The sequence below is a fragment of the Pedobacter agri PB92 genome (assembly GCF_000258495.1).
In the GTDB taxonomy this organism is placed as follows: Bacteria; Bacteroidota; Bacteroidia; order Sphingobacteriales; family Sphingobacteriaceae; genus Pedobacter; species Pedobacter agri.
This window is the reverse complement of record NZ_AJLG01000005.1, coordinates 36,138-52,837: the sequence shown is the minus strand read 5'-3', so window position 1 is coordinate 52,837 and position 16,700 is coordinate 36,138. Positions and strand designations below refer to the sequence as shown.

The following is a 16,700-nucleotide window of genomic DNA, read 5'->3' as shown; positions in this document are numbered from 1 at the left end:
ATATCTATAGATTAAAGACCGACAACTAAACGGGCACCATAAGTTCTGGTCGAAGGCAATTGCCCCACTTCAAAGCCCTGTACAATATCAGAACCGGCAAGTGTTCCAAATTCCGGATCGAAGGCTGGCCACTCCGACCAGATAAATAAGTTACGACCGTAAACCCCTAACGATAATTTGTTCAGGCCCAATTTCTTAGTGAATTTGTTAGCGAATGTGTAGGTAAGGTTAGCCTCTCTGAATTTCAAATAATCCGTTTTGAAGATACTGCCTTCTGCCTGGCCACTTCCATAAAGGGATTCGTAATATGCCGCAATATCAGTAGCAATCACATCATTCTTACGGTAGGTTCCATCAGCATTTTGCAGCACGCCATCACCAATTACACCATTGTATCGTCCTGGAACGGTAATGGCATGTTTTCCTAATGAGGCCATTCTTGAGAAAGTTAAGGAATGACCAACAGCGCCCAATTGCGCATCGAACAATGCAGATAAGCTAAATTGTTTATACGTTACTCCCGTTCCAAAACTAAATCTGAACTGCGGAGTGGTATTGCCTAAATAAATTAAATCCGGATTTTCCAAGGCTACACCAGTACTTGGATTGTAAACAATTTGTCCATCAGGTGCACGAAGGTACCCTCTTCCAAAAATGTCGCCCATGCTTCCACCAACATTGGCCACTACCTGGCCGCTACCCAAAGCACCTGTTCTCAACACCAAAGAACTATCTGCTAACTCTTTAATTTTGTTTCTGTTTGCAGTAAAAGTTCCGTTCAGTGTCCATTTAAAGTTTTTAGTTTGAACTGGTGTACCATTTACAGCTAACTCGATTCCTTTATTATCTACCCGTCCAATGTTCACTACCTGTACATTGTAACCAGTTGATTTATCTACAATTCGATTCAGAATTTGATTTTTAGTGTTTCCAGAGTATACTGCTAGATCGAAGTTCAGTCGGTTTTTAAACAACCTTAAGTCTAATCCCAATTCTACCGTAGTTGTTATTAAAGGTTTTAAATTTGGATTTGGCAGAATTCTGGTATTGTTCAATGCACCATCCGGATAAATTCCATCGGCTGCCGAAAGATATGTATACTCTGTTCTGAAAGGTGTTGTACTTCCACTACCTACCTGAGCAATTGAACCTCTTAATTTAGCATAGCTGATTGATGCTGGAAGTTTCCAGAAATCTGAGGCAATAAAGGCCAAACTTGCAGATGGGTAGAAAAAGCCAACATTATCTGTTCTGGTAATGGTTGCCAAGGTACTGTTCCAATCCTGGCGAGCCGTAATATCCAAATAAAGATAATTTTTGTAGGCTAGTGATCCTGTTCCATAAAAACTGTTGATTCTATATCTGGCCGTATCAGGGGCATAAACTAAAGGGCTTCTATTGTTATTCAAATCGTAAACACCTGGAATAATTAATCCATCGGCACGTGTTTCCAACCTGTTATAGCTGTTACGCAGCTGGCTTCCGCCGACGGTTGCAGTAACCTGGAAATCTTTACCAATTTTTTTATTGTATCTCAACATGAAATCAGCACTGATTTCATACGAGCGGATGTTAGCCAACCTGAATGAACCCTGTGCAAATTTATTTCCTGAAGCATCCCATGGACGTTTGGTTTCACGCACATCATTGTTTAAATCACCAGATGCCCTTACCATTAAGCTTAAATCAGATGTGATTTTGTAGTTTGCCGATAAACTTCCTAAAAACCCATTCCTTCGTTGCCCGTTCAGATATTGCTCTGAAATTGCATAAGGACTTTCGGGATTCGTTGTCGTAATATTTTGGAATTGCAATAGTTCTCTTCCTGGAGCCCAATAATCCCTGTACCAATCTACGTTTACGTTTGGTTGCGCAAACATAAACCAATACATTAGCGACTGATTACCGTAACCCGTGGCCGGTAAGTTATCACTATGCCGGTTGCTATATTGTCCTTTAAAATTGATGGTCAGTTTTTTCGCGATTGTGGTATTTGCATTTAAGGCTACCGTTGTTCTTTCCAGACCTGTATTGGGTACAATCCACTCGTTATTGCCGTGGCTGGCCGACAGGCGCAACCCGACACCCTTGTAAGTTCCATCTAAACTTAAAGAGTTGCTCGACTCGAACCCCGTTGTAAAAAAAGCATCAACCGGATCTTCGTAAGCCACCCATGGGGTACGCTCAACACCTCTTGCTTTGGTTGCAGGGTCGTATTGATAAAACGAACTTCCTAAAGAAAATGGCGGCCCCCAGGTAGAACTGGTAGCATTAGTACTCGGACCATCAGGACTTGTACCATATGAAAAATAAGAATTACCATAAACACCTGCTCCGAATTCCTGTTGCCTGTCCGGACCACTGTTTACCTCTTCCCACGCACTATTTGAAGTAAACGTAATACCTAGTTTTTTCTATCTAGCGTTGCTGATTTGGTCGTGATGATGATCGCACCATTTGCACCTCTCTGACCATACAAGGCAGAAGCTGCAGGTCCTTTCAATACCGTTACGTTCTCAATATCATCAGGATTTAAATCGTTTAAACCACTACCGAAATCTGCAGGCATAATATCGCCCGAAGTACCATAAACGCCACCACCAGTTGGACTGCTGCGTCGGGCGCTACTGCTTGCAACCACACCATCAATAACAATTAAAGCCTCGTTATCGCCTGTAAGGTTATTTTCTCCACGAAGAATAATTTTGTTTGACCCGGCAGGACCACTATTGCGCACCAAATTTAAACCAGCAACCTTACCCGAAAGGGCTTCAGTCCAGTTACTGGCTACCGCATTGGTAAGCGCCGTGCTGTCTACAACCGTAGTAGCGTAGCCTAGTGAACGTTCTTCCCGCTTAATACCTAAAGCAGTTACCACAACTTCATTTAAAATATTGTCTCCTGATTTTAAACGAATGTTTAGGATACCTGTATTTTGCGATACCAGGCGTTTGATTACCGTGTAACCCAACATACTGAAATTTAATTCAGTTCCCAGAGGCACGCTAATGGCATACTCTCCATCGTTATTGGTAATACCAAATACCCTTTTGTTTCCATCCATTATGGTTACCCCAGGCAAAGGCAGATTATCGGCATCATCAACCACTTTACCTTTAATCGTAACATTTTGTTGGGTTTGGTAATTTGAGATCAGTTTTCCACCAGCAAACAGGCTAAAAGGCTGGGCTAAAAAAAGAATGAGAATACAGCTTACTTTAATCCACATTGGATTAAAGGACTTTTGCTTCCTATACTTTTCATGTAAAATTTTCTTCATCAGTTTTTTTAATTAGTTATCCTTTCCTTGCCGCAAAGGTTCACTTTTAAGATAAAGAATATGTTAAACTCATATTAACACAAATACCAAAAGAAAATAAGTTTTAGTCTCACTATTTAATGATTAAATCGCTTATAATCAGTTAATTGAAGAAAGAATATAAGATTATCGCAAACCAGCGATGAGGAATTGCAACAAATATTTTAAAAAAAATTAACCCAGGGTTAATCCTGATAAGCAAATTAATTTAATACAAATTTCATAGACAGATATGTCTTGAGATGTTGCCGGCTCCAAACATCCTTGACAAAGTAATCGCAACAGTACTATGTAAGCGCTTTGCAGGGAGAACTTCGGTATTTTTTGGCACAAAAGATATAGAAATGGCCGGCCTGGAAGCGTGAGCTATAATGATCATGAAAACTAGGTATTTAGATTCCGTTTAGTCAGTAGAGGTTTGTTAAAGGTCCGCCCTGCTCACCCCGATCGCATTCGCCTTCCACAGAATATAACCCAACCTTCCGCAACACTCGGCCACAAAATATTCGATATCAGCGGGAACATCATTCACAATCCGGAAACGGATTTTATATTTGGGATTATAACTGATATACACTACCAGATCATCAGAAGAAAAACCCCTGCCCGATAACGGTTTGAAATGAACCTCCTGAAGATCTCTTGCCGTCCGCATCAAACGATCGTTCATTACCTTCGCTAAATTCTTTTCCGGCTTAAAATCAGTCTCCAGTATGGCCAGTACAGTTACAGTCATAGCGCAAAAATAAAAGCAGTTTCCATCTGCGCAAGCCTGAAAAAGTAAAGCCCTGAAAATGAGCCATAATAATTTTAACCTGTATTTTCTTAATCACCACAAGTACTTACTATACGAGAGGCCATTCATCAAATATCGCCACCAGCAGCACCGCTATTCATTCCATTGATTCTACACCGAAAAAAATTAAGTGCAACTTGAAGCCAATAATTGCTTAGCTTAGCCTTAGGCAATAAATACTTATGAAACATACGCTCAACGTCAACTTCAAAATGATAAGGACCCCTAATGCAAATCCCATCCTTCTTACCGGCCTTTTCACCATCTTATTAGGCTTATGCGTTTTGCTTGCCTCTGCTCAGCAGGTCCCGAACGAAAGGATTGTTCAGGTGGAAAACAACCTCACCGGCAAAACCCTTATCGGCGGAGAAAAACCAATGAATCTTCAGGAGCAAATGAGACATTACAATATCAAAGCCCTAAGCATCGCAGTCATCAAAGATTATAAAGTTGATTTTGCCAAAGCTTATGGCATGGCCGATTCCGCTACCCAGACTAAAGCAACGATAAATACCCTTTTTCAGGCTGCTTCCATCAGCAAATCTTTCAATGCCCTGGCCATCATTAAGCTCTTTCATGATAAAAAGTTAGACCTTTATACCGACGTCAATACCTACCTCAAAAACTGGAAATTCCCGTACGACTCTCTTTCCAAAGGTAAAAAAATCAATACCGCTAACCTACTCAGCCATACCGCAGGCCTCAGCGTCCACGGATTTGGTGGCTATCAGATTGACGCACCTTTACCCAATACAATCCAGATACTCAACGGCACAAAGCCAGCGAACTCTGATCCGGTACGGTCTCAATTTGCGCCCGGAGAAAAAATGCAGTATTCCGGAGGGGGAACGACCATCACCCAGCAACTCTTAACCGACCTTACCGGTAAACCTTATCAGGATTATTTGAACCAAACTATCCTTAAATCCCTGGACATGAACGAAAGCACTTTTGCCCAGCCGCCACTAGACAACAAAAAACGACATCTCGCCACCGGGTATCTGGCAGATGGTTCAGCTATTAAAGGGAAACACCACGTTTACCCCGAGCAGGCAGCTGCCGGACTATGGACCAATCCATCTGATCTGGCTAAATACATCATCGAAACCCAGCTGGCTTACCAGGGTAAATCCAGCAAAGTCTTAAATCAATCCGACACCAGAATTCGCCTGACGCCCTACGCCAACAGCAATGGATCCGCCCTCGGCGTTTTCATTGAATCTCCTGACAGCACCGCGTATTTTGGACATGGCGGCTCCAATTACGGATTCCAGTCCGCCTACTACGGTAGCCTGGAAGGCGGAACGGCCTTGCAATTATGGTTAATTCGGATAATGGTGCCATCATCCCCGAAATCATCAACAGCATCGCTAAAGTTTACAGCTTCAAAGGCCTTTACCAAACTAAAGTAATGAATATAAGCGATGTTCCCGAATCACTGCTGGAAAGTTATACCGGACGATACGAACTCATGCCCAATTTTATCCTCACCATCACAAAGCAGGGCAAACGTCTTTTTGCACAGGCCACCGGTCAGCCAAAAATAGAAGCCCTGCCTGAAAGCCAGACCAAGTTCTTCTCCAAAGAAATCAACGGAACCATAGAATTCGTTAAAGATGAAAACGGAAAAATAAAAGAGCTGATCCTGATACAAGGCCGGACTATACATGCCAGAAAACTCTGAAATGGATTGAAATGTTAAATATCGTTAACCTGGCAATACACGCTTACTAAAAGGATTTATTATCGCTATTTTAGAAAAAAAAATATTGTGATGAAACGCTTGTATCTCCTATTTAGCATACTTTTTATTGTAAACCTGACCGCAGGAATTTGCCAGACTGCACCTACTTTAAAATCAGTTATTACAAAAGACATTTCGAATCTGCCGCTTCCGGATTCAACAAGATTTACCTCCACGTTTTTAGCTATTGATGAAAAACCGGAAATAATAGGGACAATCAATCTGGGTATATTCAACCTGAAGGCAAATGCTATCGTTGCTTCCAGCCTGGGCAGCGGTAAAATACTGGCATTTGGTTCAACAGCCTATTTTGAGAAACACCTTCTGAAGAACCCTTCCGTTGTTAAAATAATTCAAAACACCTTAAAAATCGCAACAGGGAACATTGCCGTTTTTAATCAACAGAACCACGATCTTGCAGATTACCTGACGGCGAAGAAGTTTGAGGTGAGAAATCTAGGGAGCCTCCAACTGACAAAGGATATCAAAACACTTTTTCTCTCAGCAGATATCAATGACTCGCTACAGTTGCAGACCCTGGAAAAATTCGTCAGAGCGGGGGGAACACTTGTCGTAGCCTCACCAATCGAAAGTATCAAAATCCGCGAAAAGGATGCTGAGGTTTTTCCAAAACTAAATACTTTATTAGCTAAAGCGGGAATAATTAATCTTGATATGACCCTCCGTTCCAGCTGGAACAATAACCTTATTTCTATAGATCAAGCTCCACCCTATCTTCATATCAATACCATACCTGAGTGCTCTTTAACGCTTCAATACACCGAAAATCCACGAGACTACTACTCGTTTATCTGGTTCGTCAAACCTACCTTATATTTTAGTACCGAATACAATGACGAACACACCCTGATTGTAAAACGGCTGAAAGAATTTTACGGGATCCCCGATACATTCTACCGCCCGACACCAAAAAGCCCACTGGGTTTATCTTCGCCAAAGAAAAAAATGGCCTACCTGATCTCGGGTAATATTCAGGAGTCACAATTAAAAATGAAATATGGAACAAAAGCTAAAATAGCCGGACATGAAGACTTTCCGGGAGTGGTACCAGATACTGCTCCAAGAGTCACTAAAAATTTAAACATCAATGTGCAAGTAGGCAAACAGGGACTTTTCGAACCGCATTCGGCCTATTACCGCCCACATAGCACTGGTCTGTATATTCCAGCCGGAGAAGTAGTTAAAATAATTGTAGATAAAAAATATCGCTCACAGAAACTTAAAGCCCAGATCGGTCTTCATGACGATGACCTCGCCAGTGGTGCGGATCACCTGGTGAGGATTGGATTCAACCTGACCAGAAATTTCGAACTGAATCAAGATACCACACGGATTTATTCCCCGTACGGCGGGTTACTGATGGTCAACATATCAGACACCACAAAATTAAAATCTATTTCGCTAAAAGTCATCGGAGCCGTAAACGCCCCTTATTACAAACTCGGTGTGACCGATGACAGTACATGGAACCAGACAATCAAAGACTACCCGGCACCCTGGGCAGAACTGGCCACAGACAAGATTGTGTTTGCTGTTCCAGCTGACCGGATCAGGCAACTCAAAAATCCAACTGCGCTGATGAAGTTCTATGATCAGGTAATGGATGCTGATGCCGATCTTCGGATGATCAACCGGAAAAGATTATACCCGGAAAGAATCATCGTTGATGAGCAAGTAGCTTTCGGGGCATTGTTTACCACACCAGCGAAAATTGTAGTCCCCAATGATGACGAAAGTACCGGAATTATGCTTGATAAAGATCAGATTGAAACAAAAGGATCCTGGGGGCTTTTCCATGAGCTCGGCCATAGACACCAGTTTCATGACCTCGATTTCAATGGTCTCGGTGAAGTCACCGTCAATCTCTACAGCATGTATATTTATGATCAGGTTTTAAACCTGGGTAAGTACCATAACCAGGACAACATACCCAGCAAAGCGGGCGTGATCGAGAAGATTAAACAGTATATGAGAAGTCAGCCCAGCTATGATAAATTCCAACAAAACCCCTGGATAGCGCTGAGCATGTATATCGAGCTCATCGAGCACTTTGGCTGGGACCCAATCAAAAGCGCTAACAAAGTTTATGCAAATTTGCCAAAAAATCAATATCCTAAAACTAATGAAGAAAAAATAAATTTATGGTTTAAAACAATCAGCCATGTTTCGAAGACAGATCTGTCAGATTTCTTTAAAATATGGCAGATCCCGGTTTCAGCATCCGCAATAGCTGTCGTAAAAAAGGAAAATTATCCTGTTTGGCTTCCTGATGAATTAAAGGAATTCAATCAATGAAACTTTTTCGTTTTTCAGGTTAATACAGGAAGCTATCCATTGCCAATAAACCGTTATTTAAGTACCTGGATGTGAGTCCGGTCAGGTTTAGATTGCTTTCACATTCATCACTGTTCTATCAAACACTTCGGCAGAAACAAGCGCTTTCGCTTTGATTCTCATTTTGTAGATATAAATGGTGTTTACCGAGTATTCCAGAATTGTGGCAATGGCTTGAGTGTCGGTGATCCCAAGCCGGATTAAGGCAAAAATCCGAAGTTCGGTGTTAAGTAGTTCGGGTTGTTTAGGCCAAATCTGATCCTGGGGAGACAACATTGAATTTAACACGTTTATAAAGTTTGGAAAGATGCTGATAAAACCTCATCAAAAGTATTAAACAACAACTGCCTTTCTTTTTTGATGTTAATCTCATTTAATGACGAGAGTGCTTCGTTGTATCTCCCCGTCATAATTTTGCGTTCCACACTTTTCTTTTGCTTATCAAGCTTAACAATATATCCAGAAATCGAATCAAAAAAGTAACCAATGTACCTTTCTTTTACGGTAGCATATTCCTGCAATTTTTCATTAATGGCAAGAAGCTGATGATTTACTAAATTCAATTCTTCATTCTTGTCTTCAATGATTTTTTCTTTAGTTTTCAGCTTTCTCAGCTGAATAAATATCATAAATAACACAAGAGAAATAATGATCGAAATTAACGAGATATAAAAAAAATAGTTAAAGAAACGATCTTTTTGTCGCGCAGTAGCGAGATTAACCTGAGTTGCAATTTCTGGCAAAATAGATTCGATTTTGAGTTTACGGAGACGGTTTCCGTAAAAACCAGCATCGTCGCGGGAACATTGTATAAACAAATAAGCGTTCGGTAAATCACCACTATAAAACAAATCTTCAGCTAACAATAATGTTGCAAGCGTTTCTTTAGTTGAAGAACGTATATCGCAAATTGCTGACTTAGCGAGTACCTGTATTCTTTTATCATGATCTTCTTTTTTAAGATAAAAAGCTGCCATTGCAGTGAGCACCCTGGCACTGTCGTGCGCAGATATTTTATCGTGGTTTAAAATATCAAGAAAATAGGTTGGAGGCACATCAGTTTGCCCTGATACCACCTGCTTGTTTCCCTTGGTAAACTTCCATTCGAATGATTTCGGCTTGCAGAGAGAAAGCGCCGAATCGAGATAATTTATGGCCTTTTCATTGTAGTTTTTACTAAAGTATCCGTCACTATTGTAAATGGCAAGATTGGAGTAAGCACCCGATTTAAGGCAGAAGAAATCATATTTTGTTTTCGCATCCAATAAAGAGATATCAATATCCTTTAAATAATCAAATGTCTCTTTGAACAATCCTGCATGCAATAGCAAAGAGGCGAGTTTGACTTTACTTTGATTGATTTTAACCGGATCATTTCGCCTTAAGCTTAAGCTAAGCAGTTTATTCCCATAGACAAAAGCAGAATCAAACTTATAATATTCATACTCATCAAAAAGCGATGCATAAATTTTCAGCTGATCCAAAGGGCGTTGATTCAGGCTATGTTTTAACTGCTTTATCCTAACATGTTTTATTTCATCGTATCGGTCTTTCTTTGACAATTCATTTTTCAACATTTTTAAAACAGAATCCTGTTCAGCAGGAGAATAGACAGACAAACTGGCAAGGATGAATGAAAAGCAAACGAAAAGAAATTTCATGATGAATGATAGGGTAACCAAAATTATGATAAAATGTGCAGCTTTAATTTCCAAACAGGAATTTTTTAATTAAGCAATTTCGGCAAGGAATAAATTTTAGTTCCTTTTAACCGCAAAGTGTGGGATATAATTCCGAACCAATCTTTAAATCGATGTTTTCCGCATAGAGATCAGGTTGCCTGCAGTGGAGTTAGATTGAATTTTTCCGAAAACACTATTAAAACGATTTATATAATTAGGAAAGCATCCATTTTTAAACATCTGTTTTTCAACATATTACATTTCTAAAAACCAGTTTTTCATTATAAAATTTTTGAGCTAATTAATATCCAGCTAATAGCGGAAAAGCTTTATTTATTTTTAGATAGTGGAAAACAGCAGGATATTAAACTGTGGTGTTGCCCATTCCCTAATTAACCAAATATAAATCATTCCGAAGGCTGTGGATCAATCAAGTTGCGTTTAGGTGCATCGATTTTCCGCATTCAAAGGGATTAAAATCGCTTGAAATGTGCCCTTACATCCCACCCTGATTTTAGGTATAGCGCAAAATCCTGATTGATTAATCAGATTGACTGATGCTCATGATTAACCTAAACTCCAACTAACCAAAACCTTCTAACATCGCTTTTATGCATAAGAATTTTATTTACATTATGATGCTATGCTGTTTTCTTTGTCTCTACACGGGTACAGCAAATGCACAAACCAGAACCATTTCGGGCGTAGTGACCGACAATACTGATGGGGCACCTTTATTAGGCGTAAACGTTACTGACAATCTCAAATCAGCTGTCACCACCACGAATAACAAAGGCTATTTTACCATTTCAGTTTCAGCCAACGCTAAATCTCTTTCTTTTTCATACATCGGTTACGACACCAGAAATATTGCCATTACATCGGCAAACACGATAAATATTACTTTAGGATCGTCCGCTAATCAATTAAATGAAGTTGTAGTAGTCAGTGTGGGTTACGGAACGCTTGATAAGCGAGAAGTATCAAGTTCGATTACACATGTATCAGGCAAAGATTTACTAACCGTTTCGGCAAATAATCCACTCATGTCCCTTCAGGGAAAGGTTCCCGGCTTGAACATTACGAACACCGCTTCGGCTGATCCAAACTCGAGTCCAAGGATACAACTTCGCGGTGTTTCTTCAAGAAGCGCAGGCTTAGGTCCTTTATACATTATCAACGGTGTACCTGGAGGAAATATTGACAACATCAACCAAAACGATATAGAAAGTATCGATGTATTAAAAGGTGGTGCCGCATCAGCAATTTATGGTACCAGAGGAAGTAACGGTGTAATTATCATCACTACCAAGAAAGGAACAGCTCAGTCGCAAATGTTTTATGATGGTTTTACCAGCTTCGATTACCTGAACAATAAACTGGAGAATTTGAGTGCTGAAGAATTTATCGCAAACAGGGTTCAAAATAAACAGGGGCAAAATTATGGCGCACAGACCAACTGGCTCAACGAGGTTACCCGATCACCCGCATTTGCCCAAAAACATACGGTCCAGTTTTCAGGCGGATCTTCAAAAACCAATTATTTTGCATCAGCAGATTATCGTAATGCAGAAGGAATAGATCTTCGGGCCAGTAAACGAGAGTATGGTGCAAGGCTAAATATAAACCATACCACAGATAATGGCATGTTTGTGGCTACCTTGACCGCAGCACCAAGATACATGAATACAAGCAACGCCGACCAGGGAAATTTCAACAACGCGCTGACGCTAAATCCAACCTACCCGATTTTTAATAATGCTGGAAAATATAATTTCATCAACACTGGTTTCTTCTCCAATAATCCGGTGGAGAATGCAAACCTGATTAAATCACAATCAGAAATTAAAGAGCTTGATATCAATGGATCCCTAAAAATGAATATTCTTTCAAACCTGAGTACATTAGTCACCATTTCTCAGATTAGCCGTTCAGGCAAGAATCTTAACTTTTCCCCCTCAACACTCTCTTCGATTGTAAATGCCAACAGGGTAACCCAAACTAATTTTGCTTCTCAGGAACAACGGGAAGATGATCAGAAAAATATTGAATGGACCGGAAATTATGGACTGGATTTAGGTAAGAATCACTTTAAGCTCTTAGGTGGTTACTCCTACTCCCTCTATAATTACAAACAGGTGTATGCACAAAATTATGATTTTCCTTTCGACACTTACTTATGGAACAATTTAGGTTCTGGTTTGTATAACGGCGGAGCCGCAGGACAAGGTCAGAATGCTGTTTCATCCACTCAAAACGGTTCTACATTGATTGCTTTTTTTGGTAGGCTTAACTATGATTTTGATAACCGATATATTTTAACCGCCAGTTTACGAAGAGAAGGTTCTTCAAAATTCGGAGCAAATAATAAGTGGGGAAATTTCCCAGCCATATCTGGTGCGTGGAGGGTTTCTGAAGAAACATTTTTTAAAGAAAAACTTCCATGGATTAACGAACTAAAGGTTCGGGCAGATTACGGCGTAACCGGAAACCAGGATTTTGGAAATTACCTGTCGCTTCTACTTTACGGAGGAGCTGGCTACTTTCCTTTTAACGGACAGTATTATCAGGTTTACGGACCATCATCGAACGTAAACCCAAACCTAAGCTGGGAAAAGTCTGAAAATCTCAACATGGGTATCGACTTCTCAATACTTAAAGGACGCCTAAGCGGTTCAGTTGATTATTATACCCGTAAGAATAAAGATTTGCTGGGAAACTATAATGTATCTGTTCCGCCAAATACACAGGCTACCACATTTACCAACGTAGGCACCATGAAAAACTACGGTATTGAACTGGCTTTAACCGGTCAAATCATTAAAAAAGAGAATTTTGAATATACAGCAAACCTGGCGCTTTCTTATAATAAAAACAAATTCATCTCTTTTTCAAATGACCTTTACCAGGGAGGAACTTTTCAGGATGTTGCCGGATTACCTGCACCAGGTTCGCCTGGAAATATTCAAAGAATCCAGGAAGGCCACAGCATCGGTGAATTTTATACCCTTCGTTCTGCTGGTGTAAATGATGCCGGCGCACTTTTAGTGTATAAAAAGGATGGATCTGTAGTTCCTGCCAATCAGGCAAATAATGATGATAAACAATTTGTAGGAAATGGCTTACCAAAATTTATCGCGTCTATGGGAAATACATTCAGGTATAAGCAATTTGACCTGGGTATATTTTTGAGAGGAACTTTCGGCTATAAAATTTTTAATACTACAGCATTTTATCTAGGAACACCATCCAGTCAAACCGATGCTAACGTACTTCAATCCGCTTATGACAGTGGAAGCAAATATTCTTTATTAAAAAGTACTTCAACCACTTCAATTGCCTCTGATTACTTCCTCGAAAATGGTTCCTTTTTAAAGATAGATAATGTCTCACTTGGCTATCGCCAGAATTTAAATATTAAATATCTAAAATCTTTCAGGATTTATGCTGCCGGCAGGAACCTGCATACTTTTACTAAATATACCGGTGGAGATCCGGACCTGGTAGAGGTAAATGGTTTAACCCCAGGTGTAAATACATCCCTGAACTACTACCCGTCCACGCTCCAGTTAATTTTTGGCTTACAGGTAAATTTTTAATACGAACAGAAATGAAAAATTATAAAATATTGATGTTTATCGTCCTGTTGCTGGCGGTAGCAGGATGTACAAAACTTGATGAAGAAGTTTATGATAGAGTTGACGCAGCGAATTTTCTTACCCGAAGAGATGATGTCATCAGGGATTTCTTGCGTCCGTTTGAACATGCCTACTGGAGTATTCAGGGGAATGATGTTTACGCGGTAGGTGAAAACTCCACAGATGAAATCGGTACCTTTAACCGCCAGGGCGACTGGCAGGATGGCGGATACTATCAAAGAATGCATTATCATACCTGGACGCCCCAAGACGGATTTACCAATGGTGCATGGAGAAATTTCTACCAGGGAATTGTGCTGTCTACAAACTCCCTTCAGGATATGGAAGCCATTGCCGATCCTGCGAAATTAAACGTCACCCAGGCAGAATTAAATGACTTTAAAGCAGAACTCAGGACACTAAGAGCCTGGTTCTACCTACGCGCTTTCGATTTTTACCGCAACATTGAAATTGTAACAGATGTAAAAAGCAGCACGCAAGGCGGGGTTCAATCTAGCCCGCAGGAAACTTTCAATTATATCGAATCGGAATTGAAAGCCGCAATTCCAGATTTACCAATGCGGGAACAGCTTGGAGCTACAGGTATAGGGAGATGGACAAAAGCTGCTGCAGCCACGCTGTCACAAGACTTTATTTAAACGCCAAAGTATATATCGGAACAGATAAGTTTACCGAATGTGAGGCGGTTTGTCGGGATATTATTAGTGGAAAATATGGAAGTTATACCTTAGACACCAGATGGGATGCGCCTTTCGATTATACCAACAGTTCGCTGAATTCTGAAGTTATCTATGGATTTCCAGGTACGTTGGCCCGAACTCACTGGCAATATGATAGTGGAATGTTCTTTTGGGGAATGACCTATGATGCTGCACCCCTGTATTGCGGATTTACAGATTTCGGTAGATCAAACCCAAGATTTGCTTTACAGCCCGGACGGGACGTGGATAGCGTGGAATACAGCCATACGCTGGGAAAACCATTTGTAAAATTTCAGAAATACCCTGATGATTTGCGATTGAAAAAATACAAAAATCTCGGAAACAGTAAACGGGAAGGAATGTTCCTCTATGGCTATCTTCCTTACACCGCTACAACAAATGGTGTTACCCGACCGGATACAGTACGTGGCAATAAGGGTCCTTATGCACTTTTCATCAGAGACCAGGTGGGATTCTTTCTAGCGGCAAAACCAGGAACAAGAATTAACGATAAGGAATCTAATATGAATCATGCAGATCACAATTCCGGTGTGTTTCTGGTAAAATATCCAGTGTACCCTACTCCGGATCCAAATCGTATCACTTCTGCCTATGCAGAAATACGCCTATCTGAGGTGTATTACACCCTTGCCGAATGTAGGTATCGTGCGGGGGACAAAGCTGCTGCCGCAGGATTTTTAAATCAGGTGAGGCAGCGCAACTATCCAGCAGGATCTCCAAGCCTATATACTTCAAATGGCAGTCAACTCACTGATCAGGAAATGCTTGACGAATGGGGACGAGAGTTTATTGGCGAAAACCGTCGGAGAACGGATTTAATACGTTGGGGTGTTTTCAATGCCGGAACCTGGTGGGATAAAAAACCTGATGCGGATAAACACACGGAAATTTTCCCTATAGGAAGGGACATTCTTGGCTCAAATCCAAAGTTGAAACAAAATCCAGGTTACTGATATGCGATTTATTTAAAAACATTTGGTTTGGTTTAGTTGGGTGTTTCCGGTAAAACGGAAGCACCTTTTTATTTGCAAAGCCGTAATTTCGATAGTCATAGCCTTAAAGGTCTCATAAATTTGGTATGATCTAAAACTGCTTATGTAAAGAATAAGTTATCAAAGAAAACAGTGAGATGAGGTGACGGCCGAACATTTACCCCAAAGCAATCTCAATTAGATTGTGCTCCTATGGTCGGACCGATTACGCTGATCTTGCCCCCTTTTACCGACATGCGGTCAATAAAAACTAACCGCTCTTTGCCTGTAGATTCAGTGCGGGCATGATATACACAAAACATTTGTTTTCCATCCGGAGCATAAAAAACGCTGTTATGCCCCGTTCCTGAAACTTCCCCCCCTTTATGTGTATTTTTTTGTAATATTGGATTATTTTTAGCTTTTTTGAACGGACCTAATGCATTTTTTGATGTCGCGTATCCAACTGCATAGTTTTCTCCAGCAAAGTGATTTGCAGAATACATCATGTAATAAATGTTATTTTTTTTGAAAGTTACAGAACCTTCCGTCCAACGCCTATTAATCTCTTTAGCTGCAACTGATCTGCTCTCCCATTCAGCCTGCTTATCTTTAATTTTTACCGGTGGTCTAAGTAGAAGTACCGGCTTACCGATCGTTGCTGTAAAGTCAGCATTAATTTCTATGCCGTAAACCCAGCTTTCTTCAATTTCGTTATACCAGCCCTTGCGTTTAGCTTCCCGAGCGATCTCACTATCGACGGGATGTTTATAACAACATCTGGAATAATATAAGTATGATTTGCCATCGCTATCAATAAACAAATTTGCATCTATCACCGGATAACCAAAGTCGAATAAAGGTTTATCACTAATATCCTTAAAGGGTCCTTTTGGTGAATCAGCTACAGCTACACCAATTTTGAAATTTTCCACTTCATTGTTCAAGTTATATTTAGATTGCGCACTATAGAATAGATAATACCTATCGTTAACAGCATATACTTCCGGTGCCCAAAATGAACTGACACCCCAAGAACCCGGCATGGCGCCAAAATAAACCTGGCCTTCATCTTTCCAGTTTACCAAATCCGAAGATGAATAGGTAGAAAATCCGGCTTTGGCTACACCCCCAGTACCGTACATATAGTAAGTGGAAGTTTTTTTATCATAGAGAATGTACGGATCACCAAATTTTATGCGAATGGGGTTCTTGAAAGTTGTATCTATCAATTTGCGTTTGTGATGCTTAATTAAGCATGCTGATACTTTTTCAGAAGAAGTATGAGCAATACTCAACATCCCTAATAGCGTGGATATATAAAGAATTGAGTTTTTCATGTCTTGGTCAGATGTTGTAAGTTAAGATCTTAAATCAAAAGTCAGATATGGAATTTTAAAATAATACCCTTAGTTCGTGTTTATAGAACAGATTCGATTTAATTATATCACA

10 protein-coding genes and 1 pseudogene are annotated in these 16,700 nt (G+C 40.3%); 6 read left to right on the top strand and 5 right to left on the bottom strand.

Annotation, left to right across the window (positions count from 1 at the left end; all coding sequences use genetic code 11):
• Nucleotides 1-11 precede the first annotated feature (11 nt).
• From ON09_RS01640 to ON09_RS01635, 3 genes are all read right to left on the bottom strand, one after another.
• Nucleotides 12-2,171 (bottom strand): TonB-dependent receptor domain-containing protein, encoded by a 2,160-nt coding sequence (locus tag ON09_RS01640; RefSeq protein WP_051010150.1) that lies wholly within the window; start codon nucleotides 2,169-2,171, stop codon nucleotides 12-14.
• 233 nt (nucleotides 2,172-2,404) lie between these two features.
• Nucleotides 2,405-3,280 carry a TonB-dependent receptor plug domain-containing protein gene (locus tag ON09_RS25805; RefSeq protein WP_051010149.1) on the bottom strand — a complete coding sequence of 292 codons (876 nt, stop codon included), beginning with the start codon at nucleotides 3,278-3,280 and terminating at the stop codon, nucleotides 2,405-2,407.
• A 460-nt stretch (nucleotides 3,281-3,740) separates the two neighbouring features.
• Entirely contained in the window at nucleotides 3,741-4,055 is a 315-nt protein-coding gene (locus tag ON09_RS01635; protein ID WP_010599324.1) for a hypothetical protein, read from the bottom strand.
• Nucleotides 4,056-4,327: 272 nt separating this feature from the next.
• On the opposite strand from ON09_RS01635, the gene ON09_RS01630 reads away from it, so the two are divergent.
• From ON09_RS01630 to ON09_RS01625, 3 genes are all read left to right on the top strand, one after another.
• Nucleotides 4,328-5,527: a serine hydrolase domain-containing protein gene (locus ON09_RS01630; RefSeq protein ID WP_157258801.1), complete on the top strand. Its 1,200-nt coding sequence runs from the start codon at nucleotides 4,328-4,330 to the stop codon at nucleotides 5,525-5,527.
• Nucleotides 5,527-5,799 carry a hydrolase gene (locus ON09_RS23985; RefSeq protein WP_010599322.1) on the top strand — a complete coding sequence of 91 codons (273 nt, stop codon included), beginning with the start codon at nucleotides 5,527-5,529 and terminating at the stop codon, nucleotides 5,797-5,799. The genes ON09_RS01630 and ON09_RS23985 overlap by 1 nt, the downstream gene beginning before the upstream one ends.
• A gap of 90 nt (nucleotides 5,800-5,889) precedes the next feature.
• The gene (locus ON09_RS01625; RefSeq protein ID WP_010599321.1) at nucleotides 5,890-8,175 is read left to right on the top strand and encodes a M60 family metallopeptidase; all 2,286 of its coding nucleotides are present in this window, start codon (nucleotides 5,890-5,892) and stop codon (nucleotides 8,173-8,175) included.
• A gap of 87 nt (nucleotides 8,176-8,262) precedes the next feature.
• Here ON09_RS01625 and ON09_RS25800 read toward each other — a convergent pair.
• Nucleotides 8,263-9,191, bottom strand: a pseudogene (locus ON09_RS25800) (DUF6377 domain-containing protein).
• Nucleotides 9,192-10,507: 1,316 nt separating this feature from the next.
• Here ON09_RS25800 and ON09_RS01610 point away from each other — a divergent pair.
• From ON09_RS01610 to ON09_RS25540, 3 genes are read left to right on the top strand one after another with little or no spacing between them, the layout of a single operon-like run.
• Complete coding sequence (locus ON09_RS01610; RefSeq protein WP_010599320.1) at nucleotides 10,508-13,495, top strand: SusC/RagA family TonB-linked outer membrane protein; 2,988 nt, start codon at nucleotides 10,508-10,510, stop codon at nucleotides 13,493-13,495.
• A gap of 11 nt (nucleotides 13,496-13,506) precedes the next feature.
• On the top strand, nucleotides 13,507-14,193 hold the full coding sequence (locus ON09_RS25545; protein ID WP_202947098.1) for a RagB/SusD family nutrient uptake outer membrane protein: 687 nt from the start codon (nucleotides 13,507-13,509) through the stop codon (nucleotides 14,191-14,193).
• A complete protein-coding gene (locus ON09_RS25540; protein ID WP_202947097.1) occupies nucleotides 14,148-15,230 on the top strand; it encodes a RagB/SusD family nutrient uptake outer membrane protein in 1,083 nt (360 codons plus the stop codon). The genes ON09_RS25545 and ON09_RS25540 overlap by 46 nt, the downstream gene beginning before the upstream one ends.
• A gap of 212 nt (nucleotides 15,231-15,442) precedes the next feature.
• Here ON09_RS25540 and ON09_RS01600 read toward each other — a convergent pair whose 3' ends face one another.
• On the bottom strand, nucleotides 15,443-16,588 hold the full coding sequence (locus ON09_RS01600; protein WP_039841723.1) for a glycoside hydrolase family 43 protein: 1,146 nt from the start codon (nucleotides 16,586-16,588) through the stop codon (nucleotides 15,443-15,445).
• Nucleotides 16,589-16,700 lie beyond the last annotated feature (112 nt).